Source organism: Nonlabens tegetincola, assembly GCF_002954355.1.
Classification (GTDB): Bacteria; Bacteroidota; Bacteroidia; order Flavobacteriales; family Flavobacteriaceae; genus Nonlabens; species Nonlabens tegetincola.
Window position 1 is genome coordinate 268,782 of sequence record NZ_MQVV01000010.1, and the last position, 20,451, is coordinate 289,232.

Annotated in this window: 16 protein-coding genes; 7 read left to right on the top strand and 9 right to left on the bottom strand. The window is 35.6% G+C overall.

Translation table 11 applies throughout. The features are described from left to right. The first annotated feature begins 1 nt into the window (after position 1). The 5 genes from BST93_RS01755 to BST93_RS01775 all read left to right on the top strand — a co-directional run bounded on the left by BST93_RS01755 (position 2) and on the right by BST93_RS01775 (position 8,921). On the top strand, positions 2 to 700 hold the full coding sequence (locus BST93_RS01755) for a PspA/IM30 family protein (protein ID WP_060523499.1): 699 nt from the start codon (positions 2 to 4) through the stop codon (positions 698 to 700). Positions 701 to 747: 47 nt separating this feature from the next. Then, positions 748 to 957 carry a zinc ribbon domain-containing protein gene (locus BST93_RS01760; RefSeq protein WP_085775437.1) on the top strand — a complete coding sequence of 70 codons (210 nt, stop codon included), beginning with the start codon at positions 748 to 750 and terminating at the stop codon, positions 955 to 957. Positions 958 to 984: 27 nt separating this feature from the next. Beyond that, a complete protein-coding gene (locus tag BST93_RS01765; RefSeq protein ID WP_105017862.1) occupies positions 985 to 1,692 on the top strand; it encodes a hypothetical protein in 708 nt (235 codons plus the stop codon). A 90-nt stretch (positions 1,693 to 1,782) separates the two neighbouring features. Continuing rightward, on the top strand, positions 1,783 to 3,852 hold the full coding sequence (locus BST93_RS01770; RefSeq protein WP_042276768.1) for a flotillin family protein: 2,070 nt from the start codon (positions 1,783 to 1,785) through the stop codon (positions 3,850 to 3,852). 173 nt (positions 3,853 to 4,025) lie between these two features. Further along, positions 4,026 to 8,921, top strand: coding sequence for a DNA repair ATPase (locus BST93_RS01775; RefSeq protein WP_105017863.1), 4,896 nt, complete (start codon positions 4,026 to 4,028; stop codon positions 8,919 to 8,921). Position 8,922: 1 nt separating this feature from the next. Here BST93_RS01775 and BST93_RS01780 read toward each other — a convergent pair whose 3' ends face one another. The 3 genes from BST93_RS01780 to BST93_RS01790 form a co-directional block, all read right to left on the bottom strand. Further along, positions 8,923 to 9,525: a thioredoxin family protein gene (locus BST93_RS01780; RefSeq protein ID WP_105017864.1), complete on the bottom strand. Its 603-nt coding sequence runs from the start codon at positions 9,523 to 9,525 to the stop codon at positions 8,923 to 8,925. A gap of 69 nt (positions 9,526 to 9,594) precedes the next feature. Continuing rightward, a complete protein-coding gene (gene dprA, locus BST93_RS01785; protein ID WP_105017865.1) occupies positions 9,595 to 10,692 on the bottom strand; it encodes a DNA-processing protein DprA in 1,098 nt (365 codons plus the stop codon). 35 nt (positions 10,693 to 10,727) lie between these two features. Continuing rightward, positions 10,728 to 12,008: an O-antigen ligase family protein gene (locus BST93_RS01790; protein WP_105017866.1), complete on the bottom strand. Its 1,281-nt coding sequence runs from the start codon at positions 12,006 to 12,008 to the stop codon at positions 10,728 to 10,730. A gap of 71 nt (positions 12,009 to 12,079) precedes the next feature. On the opposite strand from BST93_RS01790, the gene BST93_RS01795 reads away from it, so the two are divergent. After that, on the top strand, positions 12,080 to 13,171 hold the full coding sequence (locus BST93_RS01795) for a glycosyltransferase (RefSeq protein ID WP_105017867.1): 1,092 nt from the start codon (positions 12,080 to 12,082) through the stop codon (positions 13,169 to 13,171). On the opposite strand, the gene BST93_RS01800 is transcribed toward BST93_RS01795, so the two are convergent. The 3 genes from BST93_RS01800 to BST93_RS01810 are packed head-to-tail and all read right to left on the bottom strand — an operon-like array spanning position 13,125 to position 16,788. Beyond that, entirely contained in the window at positions 13,125 to 14,444 is a 1,320-nt protein-coding gene (locus BST93_RS01800; protein WP_105017868.1) for an O-antigen ligase family protein, read from the bottom strand. The genes BST93_RS01795 and BST93_RS01800 overlap by 47 nt on opposite strands. Further along, complete coding sequence (locus BST93_RS01805) at positions 14,416 to 15,513, bottom strand: hypothetical protein (RefSeq protein ID WP_085775430.1); 1,098 nt, start codon at positions 15,511 to 15,513, stop codon at positions 14,416 to 14,418. Before BST93_RS01805 ends, BST93_RS01800 begins: the two co-directional genes overlap by 29 nt. A gap of 9 nt (positions 15,514 to 15,522) precedes the next feature. After that, entirely contained in the window at positions 15,523 to 16,788 is a 1,266-nt protein-coding gene (locus tag BST93_RS01810) for an MATE family efflux transporter (protein ID WP_105017869.1), read from the bottom strand. Between the two features lie 101 nt (positions 16,789 to 16,889). Here BST93_RS01810 and BST93_RS01815 point away from each other — a divergent pair, with 101 nt between their 5' ends. Continuing rightward, positions 16,890 to 17,981: a glycosyltransferase gene (locus BST93_RS01815; RefSeq protein ID WP_105017870.1), complete on the top strand. Its 1,092-nt coding sequence runs from the start codon at positions 16,890 to 16,892 to the stop codon at positions 17,979 to 17,981. On the opposite strand, the gene rfbD is transcribed toward BST93_RS01815, so the two are convergent. Genes rfbD through BST93_RS01830 form a run of 3 tightly spaced genes read right to left on the bottom strand, consistent with a single transcriptional unit; the run spans position 17,976 to position 20,379 of the window. Then, positions 17,976 to 18,806, bottom strand: coding sequence for a dTDP-4-dehydrorhamnose reductase (gene rfbD / locus BST93_RS01820; protein ID WP_105017871.1), 831 nt, complete (start codon positions 18,804 to 18,806; stop codon positions 17,976 to 17,978). The genes BST93_RS01815 and rfbD overlap by 6 nt on opposite strands. Beyond that, positions 18,803 to 19,342, bottom strand: a complete 540-nt coding sequence (rfbC, locus tag BST93_RS01825) for a dTDP-4-dehydrorhamnose 3,5-epimerase (RefSeq protein ID WP_105017872.1) — start codon at positions 19,340 to 19,342, stop codon at positions 18,803 to 18,805. The genes rfbD and rfbC overlap by 4 nt, the downstream gene beginning before the upstream one ends. Next, positions 19,339 to 20,379 carry a hypothetical protein gene (locus BST93_RS01830; RefSeq protein ID WP_105017873.1) on the bottom strand — a complete coding sequence of 347 codons (1,041 nt, stop codon included), beginning with the start codon at positions 20,377 to 20,379 and terminating at the stop codon, positions 19,339 to 19,341. The genes rfbC and BST93_RS01830 overlap by 4 nt, the downstream gene beginning before the upstream one ends. Between the last annotated feature and the right edge of the window lie 72 nt (positions 20,380 to 20,451).

Sequence of the window (20,451 nt, forward strand, 5' to 3'; positions counted from 1 at the left end):
TATGAATATTTTTAGAAGACTATTTAAAATAGGAGAAGCACACGCAAATAAAGCCGTTGATAATCTTGAGGATCCTATTACCATGACCGAACAAGGGATCAGGGATATGAAAGAAGATCTTAATAAAAGTGTCGAAGCTATGGCACAAGTTAAAGCATTGGCAATAAGATCAAAAAATGATTTAAATGCTTATCAAGAAAAGGCTAAAGACTATGAGCAAAAAGCGGTTTTAATCCTTAAAAAAGCTCAAAAAGGAGACATCTCTACAGATGAAGCGGATCGATTGGCCAAAGAAGCCCTACTTAAAAAGGAAGAGACTCAAGCAAAAATCAATCAAACTCAGGAGGAAACTGAAAAGTATGAGAAAAATGTTGAAAAGCTTAAATCTTCTATCGACACGATTAAGGGTAACATTACAAAATGGGAAAATGAACTCAAAACTCTTAAAGCAAGAGTAAAAGTAAGTGACGCCACAAAAAATGTGAACAAGCAAATGGCCGAGCTTGATAGTGCTGGTACAGTAAGTATGCTAGAACGCATGAAAGAAAAAGTCGCTCAAGAAGAGGCACTAGCTGAAGCTTATGGTGAAATGGCAGATCAAGGTAAAAGTATCGATCAAGAACTTGATGAGGCAGCTAGCTCTACCGATGCGCAAATAGATGATGAATTAGAGCGTCTTAAAAAGCAACTTAATTCTTAAAATGAATGAGTGGCTATATCCTTAGTCACTTCAATCAGAATTCCATTATGAAAAATTTGAATTATAGCTGTGCAAAGTGCGGTCATCATCAATATGAAACAGGTGAAATGCGCGCTACAGGTGGTACCTTGTCCAAAATCTTTGACGTTCAAAATAAAAAATTCAGTTATGTAGCGTGTAAACGCTGCAAGTATACTGAGTTTTATAAAGCCAGTACAGGAGCATTAAGTAACATCTTTGATTTTCTAACTAATTAAAAATTGTAACCAACAAAAACCAATAACTTGAATAATTTCCTAGATCTCATATTTTCCGATGTAAACAGCATCCTTACGGTTTTAATTATACTACTAGCTATCTATTGGATTCTTACTGCAATAAGCGGTGTAGACTTTGATTTAGACGTAGATATTGACATAGATGTGGATGCTGATATGGATCTAGATATTGATACTGTAGATCCAGGAAATATCGAGTTTGGTGATGTTGCAAGTTCCGAGGTGCAAAAGGAACACGTCGTTAACAAAGGAACCAGACGTCTTAAATGGTGGCAAATTGTTTTGATTTATTTCAATTTTGTAGGATTACCATTTATGTTCACTTTCACCTCATGGATATTTGTATGGTGGATATGTACCCTACTAGCAACAGATATTACAGGTACTGAAAATAATACGATTGGTTTCTTATTTATGCTAGCCTTACTTATTCCTAGCTTATTCCTTAATAAATTATTTACTACACCATTTAAAAGCTTCTTTGCAAAACTTAATAAAAATGGTGACGTACCAGTAGATTTTTTGGGACGTACTGCAACTTTACTTAGCAGTATTTCAGGTGAAAAATTAGGTAATGCTGAGGTGGTCGTAGATGGAAACCCAATGAGTATCTATGTGAAATCTTTAGATGGTTCGCTATTAAGCTTTCGCGAAAGCGTGCTCATAATCAAGCAATCCCAGGATAAAAATTACTATTACGTGAGTAAAGAATAACAAACGTATCAAAAGTGACAGTTACACTTAGGTACTCTTTAATAAACCTTCAATAACAATTAATTTAACTAACTAAAAATTTAAAAACGCATGAATACAGGAGCCATAGCAATTGCAGTAGTGGTAGGCATAGTAGCCATTATTGTAATTTATTTTTTAATCATAGCCCTTTTTTACAAAAAGGTACATCAAGGTGAGGCGCTAGTGCGCACCGGTTTCGGTGGTACCAAAGTAGCAACAGACAAAGGTCTTTTTGTTGTCCCAGTATTTCACCGTGTAGAGGTCATGGACATTTCGGTAAAGAAAATCCAGATCGAGCGTATGAATGTAGAAGGACTTATCTGTAAAGACAACCTACGTGCCGATATTAAGGTAGCATTCTTTGTACGTGTAAACAATGAAGTGGACTACATTAAAAAAGTAGCTCAAACCATAGGTGTTCAACGTGCATCACGCATTGAAACCTTAGAAGATCTTTTTGAAGCAAAATTTTCTGAAGCGCTTAAAACAGTCGGTAAAAAGTTTGATTTTATCCAGCTATATGAAGCTCGTAGAGAATTTCGCGATGAGATTGTAGACATTATCGGTACAGATTTAAATGGGTATACACTAGAAGATTGTGCTATTGATTATCTAGAACAAACCGCTGTCAGCCATTTAAAGCCAGACAATATTTTAGACGCAGAAGGGATTAAGAAAATTACCGACTTAACGGCTGCGCAAAACATCAAGGCTAACCTCATCAAACGTGATGAAGAAAAAACCATCCGTAAGCAAGATGTAGAGGCTCGTGAAGCAATTCTTGAGTTGGATAAGCAATTAGCTGAAAAAGAAGAGCAACAAAAGCGTGAGATAGCAAATATCAAATCTCGTGAAGAAGCAGAAACATTAAAAGTAGCAGAAGAAGAACGTCTGAAATCAGAAACAGCTCGCATTGCTACAGAAGAGAAAGTAAAAGTTGCCGAAGAAAACATGCAACGCCAGATCATCGTTGCAGAGAAGAACAAGCAACGTACCGATGCTGTAGAGGCAGAACGTGTAGAAAAAGATCGCTTACTTGAGGCTACAGAGCGTGAAAGAGTTGTGACGCTAGCCCAAATCGAAAAAGAAAAAGTAGTTGAGGTAGAGAAAAAGAACATTCAGGATGTAATACGCGACCGCGTTATGCTTGAAAAAGGCGTGGTTGAAGAGCAGGAAAACATGAAAGACATTGAAGCTTTCAAAACTGCAGACCGTATCAAACAAGTAACCATCACTAATGCCGAGGCTGCCGCTCAAGAAGATCTCATTAAAACAATAAAAGCTGCCGAAGCTCAAAAAGAAGCAGCAAAACAAAAAGCCGAAGAAATCAATATCGAGGCACAAGCTCATAAAGAAGCTAGTGAGAAAGAAGCACAAGCACGTAAAATACTTGCCGAAGCTCAAGCTAAAGAAGAAGCAACAGTAGGCCTTTCTGAAGCACAAGTAATGCATGCTAAAGCTGATGCGAGTGAGCGACAAGGTATTGTTGATGCAGTGGTAATCGAGAAAAAAGCTCTTGCCGAAGCCGCTGGAATCCAGGCCAAGGCTGAAGCAAAACGTAAAGACGGTCTTGCCGAAGCTGAGGTGATTAAAGAAAAAGCCCTTGCTGATGCTGCTGGAATAGAAGAAAAAGCAGAAGCTATGAAGAAATTAGATGGTGTAGGTAAAGAACACGAAGAGTTCAAACTACGACTAGATAAAGAACTTCAAGTAGACCTAGCGCAAATCAATATTCAAAAAGATATTGCCGATGCTCAAGCCAAAGTAATAGGTGATGCCCTTAAGGCTGCAAACATTGATATAGTAGGTGGTGAAACCATGTTCTTTGACCAAATCATTGGACAGATTACAAAGGCTAAAGGTTACGACCGTTTAGTAAGTCATTCCGAAACCGTAACTGAAGTTAAGGATGCGATTCTAGGTAGTGATGATGTAAAAGGAAATCTACTAGATAAGGTTAAAGAGTTTACAGATAAATACAACATCAGTTCAGAGGATATTAAGAACCTCACCATCGCAAACTTGTTGAGCAACTTACAAGGCAAGTCAAACGATGGCGACGAAAAAACCATGCTGGGTAACCTTATGAACCTGGCAAAAGGGATGGGATTGTCTAATAAGAAGTTAGGGAATATTTAAAAGTTGTGATAGGGCGCTCCGCTGCTCGCAAGAGCAGCGGCAGGCTATCCACTATATCTTTTGAAAAACTCATAGGTTATAATACCTATGAGTTGTCAAAAGGATGTCGTTACTATCCTTAGCGCAGTTTTTCACTCTATATTCATTTTTACCATTCTACAGACTTAACATTCATGGCGACTACACCAAAAGATACCACACAACTAGACTCAGGAACCTACGAGATTATTCAAAGTAGGCTGCAAAAACAAAAATCCGATTTGCAGCAACGTTTGTCTCGACTTAATGAAGCTCGTAAAAAAGTTTTTGGATCACTAGAAACCAGACTTATAGCAAACGACCGCATTAATACAGAAAACAACTGTATTGCGCAGGACATCATTGCATTAGGTAACACTTGTATTTTTGGATATAATGTACATTTTGGGTTGCGTACTCAAATTCAGTTGAGTGATGTATTTAGTATTTATACTTTTGAAAAGGTAGATGGAGAGGTGAGTTTTCGCGCAAGCGAGATAGGTCTGCAGCTTTTAGATGATGCTGTTTTTAAGACTGATTTTGAAAATCTATACAAGTATTATAGAAATACCGTGTTTACAAAGTTTGCCATTATGGGTAACTACTTGCACATGGTTTTTCAGCTTAGTGATTCGGTAACAGATATTAAAACCTTTAAATGGCTCATTAATGGTGAACATTTAGAATATGTGGATAACCGTAGCGAGCATGAATACAAATTTCCATCACAATACGGTTTTCAATGGGTACAAGCAGGTCGCGATGATCAACGTTATGGCGAGCATGCTCATGTATCTATAAAAGACAAGGTTTTTGTTGAAACTATAGGTGGTGATTTAACCATTAAAGTAGAAGATAACACTAGCGATGGTTTAGGGATTTATAACGAGCCAGTAGAACATCGTGATCAAACACTAGATGATGGACAATACAGATTTGCCGACCTAGGAAACCTCATTATTCTTGAAATAAAACCCTTTCAAGAACAACCTAGATATTTCGTTTACAATCATAAAATACAATCAGTAGAGAAAATTGATAGTATTTCACAAGCTGCGGTGTTACTACCCGATGATCAAGGGATTATTTTCCCTAGTGGTTATTACCTACAAACAGGTGAGTATAATGTATTCCCAGGCGATGTAGGTAGCCTTAAATTTCAGCAACGAGTGGCGTCACCTAATGGTGAAGACCACTTATATATTTTCTATAATCAGGAGAAAGGTATTTATGTTTTAATGGCCTATAATGTCATAGAGCAACAAGTGCAAACTCCTATTATTTGTAATGGGTTTACATTGTTAGAAGGTGGTGAACTTGCTTATTTTAGAACCGAGGATGAGCAAACAAAACATCACATGATGCAAATATGGCAAACACCCTTTTTAAAAGGTGACGTGCTGCCATCTGAACATCAAGATACCTTACTCTTTAAAATAGGCAATAAAGACATTGTAAAGGCCATGGCCGAGTCGAATGAGCTCATCACTCTTCTCAATAAAGAGGATAGCTATGAAGGCCTTTATGACGATATCGCACGGGCATCAAAAGATGTTATTGACGCCTATTATTGGTTAAATGAGGAAGAAACCCAGCAGCTTTCAATACCGCTTAAAGAAATTAACAAAGCAGCCAATGCTGCTGTTGACGAATTTGAAAAGGTTAAACAATTGCGCAAGCAAGCTGCCAAGGAAACCCAGTCAATCAGTAAAAAATCTGAAGAGCTTTTTAATAAAATTAAAAGCACTTCTTTTAAAAGTATTCAGGACTTTGTACACCTGCTTACACAACTTAGAACCTTACGAGGTGAAGTCATAAGCCTTAATGAAATAAGGTATACCGACGATGCTTTTATAGAGGAAAAGGAACAGCAAATTGTAGAACAAAATGAACTAATCTCACGTAGAGCGGTTACTTTTTTACTGCAGGATACAGCATTGTCACCCTACCACCAAGCGGTTGAAGAAAAACAGGAGCAGCTAGAAAAAGTAGACAAGGTTATTGATATTAAACAGCTGGAAAAAGAGGTAAATCAAATTGCCGAAGATCTAGAACTGCTCATTGACATTGTTTCTAATTTAAAAATAGAAGACACTTCACATTCTACTAAAATCATTGAAAATATTTCATTGATATTCGCTACAATAAACCAACTTAAGGCTGCTCTTAAAAACAAAATAAAAGCAGTAGGTAAGAAGGAAGCTCAGGCAGACTTTGCTGCTCAACTTAAGTTAGTAGATCAAAGTATTATCAACTACCTTGATATTGCCGATACTCCAGAGAAATGTGATGAATTCCTAACCAAAATTTCGATCACTCTTGAGGAATTAGAAGGGAAATTTGCCGACTTTGATGAGTATATCACTACTATCATTGAAAAACGTGAAGAAGTTTATGCAGCTTTTGACTCACGTAAAAACAGTCTGGTTGAAGCTCGTAATAAAAAGGCAATTTCATTACAAAATGCCGCAAATCGAATCATTAAAGGAGCTCAAAAACGAGCACAATCACTAGCCAGTACGATTGAAATTAATGGATACTTTGCTAGTGATTTAATGATCAATAAAGTTCGTGACATCATTAAACAGTTACAAGAACTAGATGATGCTGGTAAAGCAGAATCACTAGAAACTGCATTAAAATCGTCAAGAGAAGATGCCTTGAGAAAACTCAAGGACAAGCAGGAGCTTTATGAAGATGGTGAGAACATCATTAAACTAGGTCAACATAAATTTGGTGTAAACAAACAACAGTTAGACCTTACCATAGTTTATAAAAATGATTCACTGTATTACCATCTTACAGGAACAGATTTTTACCAAAAATTAAATAACGAAATTCTAGAGCAATCTCGTTCACTATGGGATCAAGAACTAGTTTCAGAAAACCACGATGTTTATAGATCCAGCTATCTAGCTTATACCATATTTCAATCACAAGATACAGAACAACTTGCGCAGTCTAGTGAAGCCGATTTGTTACAACAGGTTCAACAAATTGCTAGTCAAAATTATGCAGGTGGTTATGTAAAAGGTGTACACGACCATGATGCCGCAGCCATTTTAAATGTCTTGGTTCAAAAACATCATGATCTTGAGTTGTTAAGATTTACGCCCAAAGTAAGAGCTCATGCTCAACTTTTCTGGCAGCAGCTAAGTCAGGAGATTAAAAATAAATACAACCAGATTATTAAACGTGCTGGTCACGTATTGCAAGTATTTCCTAATAGTGATAACCACATTTTTGTTATAGATCAACTCATAATTGAAATTACAAATAGCAATCAAACGGCTATAACAATTATCGAAAAGCAAAGTGATTTTAACGAGCACATAAAGCAAATGGCGACCTATTTATTTTATGAGCTCAAGGACAATGATCATTTTGTTGTGAGTCAAAATGCTATAGATCTACAAAATTCATTTGAAAAAACACTGCAATCTCAAAATGCCTACACACAATTCAATAGAGCGCTAGATGAGTGTGATACTCAAAAGGATAAAGTTGACACGGTGCGTCATTGGGTTTCCGCTTTCGCGAAAGCGGAACAACCACAATCTTTACAATACCACATTGAAGAATGTGTGGCACACATGCTCTATGGGTCAAGCGCTGAGGTGGTAAACAGCATAAATGCTACCCAAACCATAACTAATCTCAAAGGCACGCATAGTACTATTATCGATGGAGAATTTGAGTTTAATTACCACAGATTTGTAGCCTTATTAGATGATTATGTTAAGTATAAAGTACCAGCTTATGAGATGTTTAAAAAAACAAAGCATCAAGTAACCGAGGACCTAAAAAGCCAACTAAGACTAGAAGAATTTAAACCAAGAGTACTTAGCAGTTTTGTGCGTAATAAATTGATCAATCAGGTTTATTTTCCATTAATAGGAGATAATTTATCCAAACAATTAGGGACAGTAGGTGATTCAAAACGTACTGATCGCATGGGAATGCTGCTACTCATATCGCCGCCAGGATACGGTAAAACCACACTTATGGAATATGTGGCAAATCGATTGGGATTAATTTTCATGAAAATTAATGGACCAGCGATAGGTCATGAAGTAACTAATGTGGATCCAGAAGCGGCAACCAATGCGGCAACTAGAGAAGAACTTAAAAAGCTTAACCTAGCTTTTGAAATGGGCGATAATGTGATGTTATACCTAGACGATATCCAGCATTGTAATCCAGAATTCCTGCAAAAATTCATAAGCCTGGCTGATGGTACAAGAAAAATAGAAGGTGTGTTTAACGGCAAACCCAAAACCTATGACTTAAGTAGTAATAAGTTTTGTGTGATTATGGCTGGTAACCCATATACGGAGAGTGGTGACAAATTCCAAATACCAGACATGCTCGCAAACCGTGCAGATATCTATAACCTAGGTGATATCATAGGAGATACGGCTCATTTGTTTGAATTATCATTGATTGAGAATGCGCTTACTAGTAATCCAGTACTACAACAATTAAGCAACAAACATTTTGATGATGTTTATGCTTTATTAGATAGAGTAGAGAATGGCGCGGCAGATAATGAACTTAAAGGCAATCACAGCAGTCAAGAATTAGCCGATTATGAAGCTGTTTTGGAAAAGGTGGTTCGTATAAGAGATACGGTTCTCAAGGTAAATGAAACCTACATTTCTAGTGCTGCGATGGACGATGCTTACCGCACAGAACCTAGTTTTAAACTACAAGGTTCTTATAGAGACATGAATAAACTAGTGGCCAAAATTGTTCCTATCATGGATGATAAAGAACTTACCACATTGTTGCTGTCACATTATGAAAGTGAATCCCAAACACTCACTACTGCCGCCGAGGCCAATTTGTTAAAGTATAAAGAACTTACAAGTACCCTTTCTAGTGAAGAGCATGATCGATGGAATAGCATTAAGGAAACCTTTTTAAAGAACAACAAACTTAAGGGACTAGGGAATGACCAATCCATGGCTCAAATCCTATCTCAAATGATGGAATTTACCGATAATTTAGAAGGGATTAAAGAGGTGCTGAGGAATGGTTTGAATAAGTAATTCAAACCATTCGCAACATCTCCACGAGATCATTCTCGATATCTTTTCCTTTGTCTTTGTTGTACCAGGTTTGTAGTTCTTGCTTAAATTCTGGTGATAATGAACCTTTTGCAGCTTTTTCTGCAGCAACCAGTGCTGTGGCTTTTGTAGGTCGTGGACCCCAAGTTGCTACTGGCAAATTTGTTTTGGCATCAATTAAAATAAGCTTGGCAATTGCTCGATTCCCATTAGTAAGGAACTCATCCATCAATTTTGGATTTTTATCTCTTAAAACAACCTTGTAATTGATTTGTGCAGCTACTGCAACTTTATTTATCATGGGCATGGCATGAGCAGCATCACCACACCAGCTTTCTGTAATAACAAGGAAGTACACGTCTTTATCAAAATTTTCAAGAAATTCTTGACTTTCTGGTAACAGTTTCAAGGTTTTATCCAGTCGTCGCATTCTTTGATGATTCAATCTCGTATACTCCGCAAGAGCTTCAGTTATTTGATCTCCTGTATTAGTTTGATTAATTACGTGGTCTTCGACAAGTTTGCGATACTCTAAGTAGGAAATGGCGTTTGACGCGGCTTGCTTAATAATTTCTGCTAAATTCATATTACAAAAGTAATCTAGTACGCACCTTGAACTATGTGACTTTTATCACCTAGATAGGTATATTTTTCCTTAGGCTAGGGTAAACAGTTTACCAGGTAATGGTTGCACCACACCTTTAAGTTCCATAGACATAAGAACTGAGGCTAATTGGTGAACGGGTAGTTCCATTTCTAGCGCAATGATATCTAGTAATTCCTTATCTCGTTTTTTAAGAAATTGAAAGACTCTTTTTTCAATCTCGTTAAGCTCTACAAACAATTGCTTTTGTACCGCGATGTCACGTTCCTTCCATCCTAAAATGTAAGGAATATCGGCAGTTTTAGTAAGCATGTGTGCTTTAGCTTGTTTGATAAGTTCATTGCAACCTATACTGTATTTGTCGTTGACTCTACCAGGTACTGCAAAAACCTCGCGGTTGTAACCATTTGCAAGATCTGCTGTTACTAGTGAACCACCTTTTGAGGCACTTTCAATAACAACTGTGGCCTCGCTCATACCAGCGATAATTCTATTACGTCCTAAAAAGTTTTTACGATCAAAAGTATCAGTATGCCAAAAATCGGTAATAAATCCGCCATTTTTCATGAGGTCCTCATTGTGCGCACTGTGATTCTTAGGGTAGGTTTGATTGAGACCATGAGCCATAACTGCGATGGTTTGTAAACCTAATTCTATAGCCATTTTATGTGCTAGAATGTCAACTCCATAGGCATAACCACTTACTATTACTGGATTAAGTGGCGCAATTTCATTCATGAATTTTTCCAAAAAAGCAGCACCAGTTGTGGTAATTTGTCTAGTACCTACAATGCTTAGAAAATAGGGATTTGAATAATCAATAGTACCTTTTTCAAAAAAAACAATCGGGCTATCAATACAGTATTTCAAACGTTCTGGATAATCATCCTGATTGTATACTTTGCATTTGATTTGATTGGCATGGATAAATTCTAATTCCTTTTTTGCTTTATCAAATAAAGTCTCTTTATGTTTTATAAAACTGGCCTTTTTATCTCCTAGACCATCAATGGCAGCAATATCCTTAACTTTTTGTGCAAATACATCCTGAGCACTACCAAATTCCCTTAGCAGTTTTTTAGCCATTATATCTCCTACAAGTGGAGCTTTTTTAAGGGCTAGTAAGGCTAGTAATTCTTGTTCTTGCATGGTTTGTTAGTGATTACGCTTTCGCGAAAGCGAACTTATCTATTATCCTTCTCAAAGGTATCAATCACTTTTTCATGTGACAATACTAAGGAGCCTGCCGATGTTGACGCATTGAAATTTAAGACAAATAAAAAATTAAGGAATAAAGAAAAGTAAAAAACTCCTTCTTGTCGTTCTAGAATATTTTCTGCCAGCATCCACACGGCAAATAAGAATAATAGGGCAACAGCTAGATAATTCTTTTTATTCAACGATTGAATCCCTAAATAGCCATAGGATAAAAAGAAGACCAATAGACCTATGAAACCTACTGCTAGTATTAAGCTTAAATATTGATTATGTGTGTTATAAGAGAGATCAAACAAGGCACTTTCCTTACTGGCAAAACAATCCAATAATTCCTGCTTGCTATCACCAATTCCATAACCAAATAAACTAGCATGCGGCATTATTTCAAAACTACATTCATTAATCGTATTTCTAATAGTAACAGATTCTAGGGTTTTATGTTCAGGGTTTTTTACTATGAGCAGTTCAGAGAACCTGCTATTTATAGAAGGTACAAAGACGATGAGTCCTAAAATACAGACGAATAATCCGCTAAAAAGAATCCACAACTTGCGTTGATTTATAAGAATCGTTAACATGGCAATACCTAGTAAAAACGCCATGATACTAGCTTTAAAGGAAAAGTAAAGCAAAACGCTGAATAAGAATATAAATACTAGTGAACCACCTAGTGCTTTCCAGCTTTTTTTAGATATAAAAAACAAATAACCTGTGACAAGCGTTGCTATGGATAGGTGATAGGATAAGTACAAACTATCAATATTATTCCACAACCCTAGTTGATGTAGAAAGGATCTTTTTCCCTGTAAAATTATATCAAGATCATAATTGGAGAGCATCATGAACAAGCTTATAAGAACTAGTACGATTATGGAAGCTACATAAACTTTCAAAAAGTCTTTCAGGTGATTACGTAAGTATTCAATCACCACAGAAGGGACAACAGCAAAGCTTAAAGGAAGTAATAATAAAGGCGTAAGCGTCCCTAATTTTTTAAGGGCATACTCGCTGTTTGAGCTATAAAAAAGACTAGTCAACAAAACAAAATATATAGCAGCAGTTGCTATAAAGTAATTAACTCGAAAAACCTTTTGCTTGTTAGTTAAGCTTATTAATAATGATAAACCTACAAATATCCCTATGGTTATATTACTCACGATTTTTGGTAAAATAGGAAGAGCAAATAAAGTATAGGTAAAAAGTAAATGTATACGTTGTAAAATACTTTTATTGGGATAGGTTTTCAATGTGTTTACTTTATTGCGAATATGAACAAAAAAGATACTACAAGCAAGATTACCTCTTACCTTTGTAACCTATGAACAATAGGAAACTTAAAGTTTTTCACGTAATTGAAGCCTTAGGTGGTGGAGTTTATAGCTATTTCTGTGATTTGACTCAGGTTTTTGGTCCTAGTGATCGAGTACAAACTACTATTATTTATAATGATCAACGTGCAGAAATAATCCCTGAAAATGTCCAAAAAGATTTTCATTCCAATGTCAGGCTTCTTAAAGTTCCCATGAATGAAAATATCTCGCCGATTAACGACTATAAAAGTATAATGGCGCTTTCTAGAATTTTTAAAAAGGAACAACCAGATGTTATTCATCTTCATAGCTCAAAAGCTGGTGTTCTAGGTAAGGTTGCAGCAAAAATCGCGAGTTCTCAAGGTCAACTATTTTACACGCCACATGGTTATAGTTTTTTACGCAAGGATATTTCAAGCAGTAAAGCTGCGGTTTTTAAGGCTATTGAAAAAAGAATGGCTTCCTTTTATGGCTTTACAACCATAGCTTGTGGTGATACAGAATTTGATGAAGCAAAAAAACTACATGATAGGGTAGAGCTTATTAGAAATGGTGTCCCATACAACAAGATAAAAACCTTTTTGAATACCCAACCAACCTCAAAGTTTACTGTAGGTATTTTAGGTAGGATTACACACGCTCGCAATCCTAAATTGTTTAATGAAATTGCTATTCAATTACCCGATGTACAATTCGTCTGGATAGGAGATGGTATTCTCAAGGATCAAATTACAGCTCCCAATATCACAGTAACAGGTTGGTTCATGAATAGGAAAGAAGGTCTAGAGCATCTTAATAGATTGGATGTTTATTTACAAACCTCACTTTGGGAAGGATTACCTATTGCTGTACTTGAGGCTATGGTTTTTGAAAAGCCCGTGGTGGCTACCAATGTGATAGGAAATAGAGACATAGTACTACCATCTCAAACAGGGTTTTTAATTGATGACGCTGCACAAGCCGTTCAAGCTATTACACAGCTATTTGACAAAGATTTGAGGTTGCAAATGGGGAAAAATGGTAGTAAACGCGTTGATGAGGTTTTCAATTCAACTAAGAACTTTTCTCAATTGATTGACTTGTACTACAGTCGTTCTTAATAAACAGCGCACTAAAAATACTTATCCACAAGGCGCTGAAGGTGATACCATCATAACGGATTAAAAAATCATCGGTAAGATTTGAGGTGAAGAACAATACAAAGAAAAACAGAACAACGCTGTGCTGTAATCTCCAGCCTAGCCACAAAATATTAAGTACATAAAGAAGCACCGCAAGCAATCCTAATAAACCAAATTTGAGTAAGAAATCTAAGTACTGGTTGTGAGTAGGAAATTTATACTTGGCTAGAAACTGCTGATTAGTATCCAGGTAGGCCTGATTAAGCTCGTCCTTGCCATCTGCAGCGCCTACACCTATCCAAATATCTTGTTGAGCTCTTTCCCAGGCTGTTTTCCAAATACTTACACGAGTTACAAAACTATTGAATACCTCACCTTCTGGGTTTTCAAAATCATCAAGTTTACCTACTTTATCCATGTGAGCAAAGGTGACGGTGGTATACTTTTTTGTGATGTAAGGAAACGCTTTCGCGAAAGCGAACACCATTAAAATCAATACTGCCAGTGTACTGGCTGTGACAGTTACCAGTTTCTTGCGTGATACCTTTTTAAACAATTCTAAAAACAAAACTAAAAATATACCGATAAATGCATTTGCGACGGCAAGCCTAGTATTGATAATAAGAAGCAGAAATACAGAAATTAAAAATAATAGAGTCCTATAATTAAGGATTTTCCAGCTAGATTCGATCAAGTATCTTATAGCGAGATAGGTGTTTACAACTACTAGAAAAGCCACATGCAAGTTGAGAGCTGGCGCATGAACACCGGTGCTATTTGCAAAAGAATAACCCATTTCCCATAGGTGAATACCTTTCAAATATTTTGAAACGAGTTCGGGCTCAATAATTAGGAATCTTATTAATAGAACGACTAGTAAACATGTGAATAATATGGAGTAGTAGGTAAGTACTTTTTTAAAATTGATTTTAATAGGTGACCCTATAAGAACAACAGGAAATAACAACATACTCATTCGTTTTTCCATGTGTTTAAATCCTTCTGATAGTTCAACATTGTTCCACAGGAATAGTACATCCAGTAGAAATGGTAAGGCGATCAAACCAATTTTCCAAAATGAATTTTTAGAAAATTTAAAAGATCTTGCGATTAACAGGTGACTTACTATAAAAAGAATGATAGCAATAGTCCCAGGTTTCCTAAACACTAGTATACTAGCTAGAATTCCTATTAATAACTCATAATTATTAAGATACCAAGACCTAGTTGTTTTTAGCCAATTTGAAAACATATCGTTTAATTTTTGTAGGTCGTTTTATAAGTCCTTTGTTATAATAAAACGCTAGCCATATCCATGGAAAAACGCCAAGTTTATGTTTTACAGCACTTCCTAAATCGGGTTCAAATACACCTTGTATAACAAAATAAGCGAATAGTAAGTGAAAAACCCATTGCTCGTGAAGGTATTTCTCCTTGTTTTTTAAAACAATACTGTACAGATATAATAAGTAAATAAATAGGCCTAATTGCCATATTACAAATGCAATTACATGAGGTTTTAAAATGAATCTAAGTCCGGTGACAGGAAGGTTTACTGTGAAAAAACCATAGACTATTCCAAATGCTTCACCATGAAAGGTATCTGTTTCTACAGGTGAAACAATCATTGTGGCAGCATTTGAATCACCTCTTTCAACTCTTCGTTTATTAAGAGCTTCTCTAGAGCCTTGCGACATAAACTCACCCTTAACGAGTCCATAACTTAAGGACATAAAACAGGCAGTTAAAATACCTACTACAAGCACAGTAAGAACTCTATTTTTAATTTTTATATAGCTCAGGCCGTAAATGACTAATGCTAGAAACGGTATGAGCAAAAAGTATTGTCTGTAAAACCAACCAAAAAACGCAAGAAGTAAAAATGTTAAAGCGATTTTTAAAAATAGGTTGAGTCTTGAGATAAGAACAAGACTCAATAAATAGATGTAGATAGCAGTAATAAATTCTTTAGAAGGGAAACCTACATATATACCGAACATAAGTAAACCCAGCCAAATAATCGCGTTTTTTAAATTGAATTGATGAAAGCTTCTGGGTATTTTCAAATGTTTAAACATCAAAAAAATGATAGGCAATTGAATTAAAGCAACCATAGGAAATGGTAGTCTACCTACACCTGTTATATGATAAATCATCATAGAAAAAGGATAGCTACCCAACCATCCTTTTTCATTATACCTATCTAAGCCTATGGTATAAGCATCAAACATAAATCTATCAGGTAGAATGAAGCTAGCAATCATTCCAACTAAAATTGTAACGATAGCAATAAATAAAAAGGTAAGCTTACTTCTTTTCAAACTAGATGATTAATGAATTGCAAGAACTATATTATCTCGCTTATAAACATAAAATACAATAACCAAATTCCAAAAAATTAAGCAGATAGAGCTAGCGATTGCGGCACCAATAATACCATAAATTGGTATAAGTATGAGGTTAAGGATAATATTTATAAAAATGGTAATAAATATAATATTTCTAAATTGAGACTGCTTATTAGTCATATTCATATAAATACTGGTACAACCACATAATGCATTTACGATACAACCAACTAATAAAATCATTAATGCATATGAACCTTCAATATAATCTGACCCGAATAAAGATAGAAGAAACTTTGGTATGAATAGTAGAACGATTACTAATGGCAAACTTATAATCGCAATGGTTCGAGTTGTTTTTTTAATTAATTGGTCTAAAGCTCTATAGTCTTTTTTAAAAAAACATGTGGCTAGTTGTTTTGAAATAGAAGCTTGTAGAGTAGTTTGAATCATCGCTATTAAGCTGATAATCTTAACAGGTTGTGCATAAACCGCGACGGCTTCATTACCTTCAAAATATTTTAATAAGATAACATCAATCGACAGTAATAAAAAGAACCCCAATCCTGTAAGGGCCATGGGCATTGAAACTTTATAAATATCTAGAGTCTTAAAGGATGTTTTCCAAGATTGATTTTTAATTTTAGGTACTATTTGAAAGGTAGAAACAATAAATAAAATCACAAACGAAAATAAAAAGACATCTATAATAAATGCTTGATTTGAACTATTCATCAAATATATAGCAGCACAAAATAATAGTATGTATTTAAAGATACCACGATACAATTCTGCCCACATGTTTAACTCAAAAACTCTAAACACTTCAGTGTTTAAGGTGGCTCCAGCATAGAAAAACAGGCTTATGATAATTTTAAAGATGATAGAATCTGAAAAGAAATTTTGATAGTATTCAACTGGAATTAAGACATAAACTAGTAGAATAAGCAAACAGAGAAGACCTATTAATTTAAGGCTATTTAAATAAACACCCAGAAAAGTATCAAACCTGCCAGCACTTTCTAACCTACCAGCAAACTGGATTATAGATCGATCTGTTCCCGCAACAACAATTGCTCCTGTTAACAGCAAAATAGTTCTAGATAACTCAAATTCACCAACTAAATTCTGAGGATAGTAATTGGTCATTATTAATGTCGCCAGAAACAAAAGACTTACACCAGCTAATCTCAAAACAATTAGAGTAATTTGGTTAGAGGCAATAAACCGATTGATAAGCTGTTTCATTATCTTAATAGAACTTATTCAAACAAAAATAGCAGTACTTCAGTCTTTAATCTATCTTTTATGAAGTTATATTTGAATTATTCTGAACCCTTCAAATTTATATGAAGAATAAATTTTTGCTTTATACTCCTACACTTGAAGGCGGCGGTGCCGAAAAGGTTTTTATAAAATTAGCGTCTTATTTGATTGAAAATAATTACGACGTACGTTTAATTACCGCTTATGGAACTGCTTACCAAGATATTCAAAATGAACATTTGACAGTTATTAGAATGTTCAATAAAAAGCCATCTCAATCAAAGCTGCTGAATCTCTTTTTAAGATTGTGTATAATGCCATTCATTATATGTTTTGAATTGATAAGGTTTAAGCCTCATTATTTTATTACCGCTGTTCTAGAGGCCAATGTTTTTGGTAATATTTCTCACTTTATTTGCCAGTCAAAAAGTAAGTTGATCATCAGGCAAGCAGGAGAACTTGCTAATGAGACGCATCCTGGAAAATTAAGTATTCTGCTCAAATGGGCTTTTAATAGAAGTCACTTGCTCATTGCAAACTCAGATGGCACTAAAACTTCAATGATTAATTTTCATAAAACTATAAGTTCAAAAATTGAAGTCATTGGAAACCCGATTTATGAATCAAAAACAGTAAAAATTAACAATTCCGCAGGTGAACGTTACTTACTAGCCGTAGGACGACTAGAGTCTCAAAAAGATTATCCCACTTTACTCAAGTCATTTGCGCTTATTAAAGACGATTTGAATGTGAAGCTTAAAATTGCAGGCGATGGTATATTAAAGGATGAACTTATTCAATTAACAAATGAATTAAAAATTAGCTATAGCGTCGAATTTTTAGGTTTTCTTGAGGATCTAGATGATTACTACGCAAATTGTATTGCGTTAGTTTTGAGTTCGCATAATGAAGCTTTTGGGAATGTAATTATAGAAGCAATGTCCTATGGGAAGCCTGTAATCAGCACTAGGTGTGCTGGCCCAGAATTTATTATAAATAACGATTCTATTGGAGAACTTTGTGCTATAAAAAATCCACGATCAATGGCCGATTCAATAATTAAGGTCGTAAACTCGCCACAGAATTATGATTCAGACTTAATTATTAAAAGAGCACAGGACTTTTCATTAGAACGAATAGGCAATAAGTATCTAACTGCTATAACTGCGTTATAGGCGTTCAATTACCTTTTCTAATTCGATTTGATAAGGAGATAGTAGGTATTTGAATACCTCTTCTGTCTTTGAGGTGTCCATCACGCTAAATGCAGGTCGTCGCGCAGCAGTAGGGTAGTGGTCTACGGCATGAATACCTTTTTTAAGTTCTGCCAGTTCATTTATTTTTAAAGCAAACTCATACCAACTCACCTTTCCTTGATCCACATAATGATACAAGCCATACTGTAAAGGATCTTGTTTAATAACATGATGTATAAAATTGGCAACACTCAAGGCACTTGTAGGTGATCCTACTTGACTAGTTACGATATTTAATTGCTGTTGATCGGTAGTCGTAAGCCATGTAAAAAAGTTTTTACCAAAAGGCGCATACAACCATGAAATTCTAAATATATAATACTTAGAAGCTAGCATTTCAATCGCTTTTTCACCAGCGAGCTTACTAGCACCATATTCATTGATCGGGTTTGTGATATCATGTGGTTGATAAGGAATATTAGAGGTCCCATCAAAAACATAATCAGTAGAAAAATGAATTAATGTAGCATCATACTGGGCTGCGATTTGGGCTAATTTTTCTACTGCAGTTGCGTTTATTTTGAAGGCTTTTTCCCGTTGTTCTTCAGCTAGATCTACAGCTGTGTAGGCAGCACAGTTAATAATATAGTCAGGTCTTAGGGTTGCAACCTTTTCTTGTACTTTGTGTGCACAAGTTATATTTAGTTCTTTGCTTGTGAAAGTGAACAATTCAACACTGGTCAACCGCTTACTTATGGCTGTTCCCAACATCCCATTTGCACCAGTGATTAGAACTTTTATCATAATTGAGATAGATATGGAGCAGCACTATCTTTTTCAGAAAGGACGACATCCTTTTCTGGTATTTGCCAATCAATAGCAAGCTGTGGATCATCGTATCTTACTGCAAGTTCGGTTTCAGGTTGATAAGTATTGTCAATTTGATAGTTCACAATCGCAGTTGATGAAAGTACCGAGAAACCATGTAAAAAGCCTCTAGGGACATATAATTGCTTGTTGTTTTCTGCACTCAATTTGATTGCAAAATGTTTCAAATAGGTTGGAGAATCTACCCTAAAATCTACAGCAACGTCTAATATCTCACCTTGCACACAACGTACTAGTTTTGCCTGTGCAGCATCTCCTTTTTGTAAGTGTAAACCTCGAATAACGCCATAGGTTGAGGTACTCTCATTAATTACAATAAACGGGTTGGATTGAGGTAACGCTTTCGCGAAAGCGAGACTATCAAAAGCAACAACAAATTTACCACGCTGGTCACCATACACAGCTGGCTCGATAACTTTACAATCCTTTAATGACGTTTCTTTTACTATCATTTTCGTTGCGACTCTAACCTGTTAAGATAACTCCACAATAAAGGAATTAAGGCTAGTAGCATACCGCAACCTAGAAAGATAAAGGCCAATTTGATCTTGTAATGCTTCTTCTCTACCGATCCTTTAGTAACGTATTGTGATAATACATTTACGGTTTTGGCAAACTTGTACTTGTCTTCTCTAGCCTCTGAAATTTTATACAGTAGCGTTGATTTCTGACCGAAGAGATCTTTAAGAGCATCAGACGGCTTTTGATCTCCTAAATATAGGTTTGTTCCAGACGATGCGCTGCTTGTTGAATTTCCTGCAATCGCTTTTTGGTAACTAGCGATAAGTGAATCGGTTTCTTGTAATTGATATTCGAGCACTTTTAAGTCAAATGCATTGTTCTCCTTTGCCGATTGACGTAAAGCTTTAATCCCTGAATTATCTTGAACCGTTACTGCCGGCTCACTTACTTTATTAACCACCTCGCGATCGGTTCCAGCAATAATTACCTTATAAAATTCATAATCGATATCTCGTTTTGCCGCTTTAAATCCTTCAAAAGTAAAATTCATAAGCGCCATGGTATCGCTTTTTCTTGCTAGTGCATCGTATTCTGCTAGTAGCTCATTATCTGTATAGCTAGCCTCGATTTCAAAAGACCCTAAGGTTTGTGCCTGTTCCTCGTTAATCTCTAGCTTATTGGCTAGACTTGCAAAATCCTCTTGTTCAATAAGCGACTGGTACAAGTTAATATTTGAAATAAGTTGAGCAGCACTATTGAAATTAGGTTGTACTCTAAGTATGGCATTAAAGGATTTTTTGTTTTGTAAATCCAGGTAATAACCTAATCCAGCTCCTATTAAAAACAGAACAGCTAGTAAAACTAGGTGTTTTTTCATGAATAGTAGGGTAAGAACTAGGAAGTTACCTATTCCTTTAAACACATCTCCTATGGCTTTAAAGAGAGTTTTAAAACCATTACCTATCCATGTAAAAACAGGTACTAGATCTACCTCTTTTTCCTCCTGATTATTGGGCTGGTCGCTCATATGTAAGTTTTTATGGTGTCAAATATAAGTTTTGTTCACAATTTAGAACGCAACCTGGCAGTACTAAGTATA

Coding starts and splice junctions, on each gene's coding strand:
- BST93_RS01770 (WP_042276768.1), top strand. CDS start 1,783: ATGAATACAGGAGCCATAGCAATTGCAGTAGTGGTAGGCATAGTAGCC.
- rfbD (WP_105017871.1), bottom strand. CDS start 18,806: ATGATAAAAGTTCTAATCACTGGTGCAAATGGGATGTTGGGAACAGCC.
- BST93_RS01780 (WP_105017864.1), bottom strand. CDS start 9,525: ATGAATTTAGCAGAAATTATTAAGCAAGCCGCGTCAAACGCCATTTCC.
- BST93_RS01755 (WP_060523499.1), top strand. CDS start 2: ATGAATATTTTTAGAAGACTATTTAAAATAGGAGAAGCACACGCAAAT.
- BST93_RS01775 (WP_105017863.1), top strand. CDS start 4,026: ATGGCGACTACACCAAAAGATACCACACAACTAGACTCAGGAACCTAC.
- BST93_RS01795 (WP_105017867.1), top strand. CDS start 12,080: ATGAACAATAGGAAACTTAAAGTTTTTCACGTAATTGAAGCCTTAGGT.
- rfbC (WP_105017872.1), bottom strand. CDS start 19,342: ATGATAGTAAAAGAAACGTCATTAAAGGATTGTAAAGTTATCGAGCCA.
- BST93_RS01810 (WP_105017869.1), bottom strand. CDS start 16,788: ATGAAACAGCTTATCAATCGGTTTATTGCCTCTAACCAAATTACTCTA.
- BST93_RS01815 (WP_105017870.1), top strand. CDS start 16,890: ATGAAGAATAAATTTTTGCTTTATACTCCTACACTTGAAGGCGGCGGT.
- dprA (WP_105017865.1), bottom strand. CDS start 10,692: ATGCAAGAACAAGAATTACTAGCCTTACTAGCCCTTAAAAAAGCTCCA.
- BST93_RS01760 (WP_085775437.1), top strand. CDS start 748: ATGAAAAATTTGAATTATAGCTGTGCAAAGTGCGGTCATCATCAATAT.
- BST93_RS01830 (WP_105017873.1), bottom strand. CDS start 20,379: ATGAGCGACCAGCCCAATAATCAGGAGGAAAAAGAGGTAGATCTAGTA.
- BST93_RS01800 (WP_105017868.1), bottom strand. CDS start 14,444: ATGTTTTCAAATTGGCTAAAAACAACTAGGTCTTGGTATCTTAATAAT.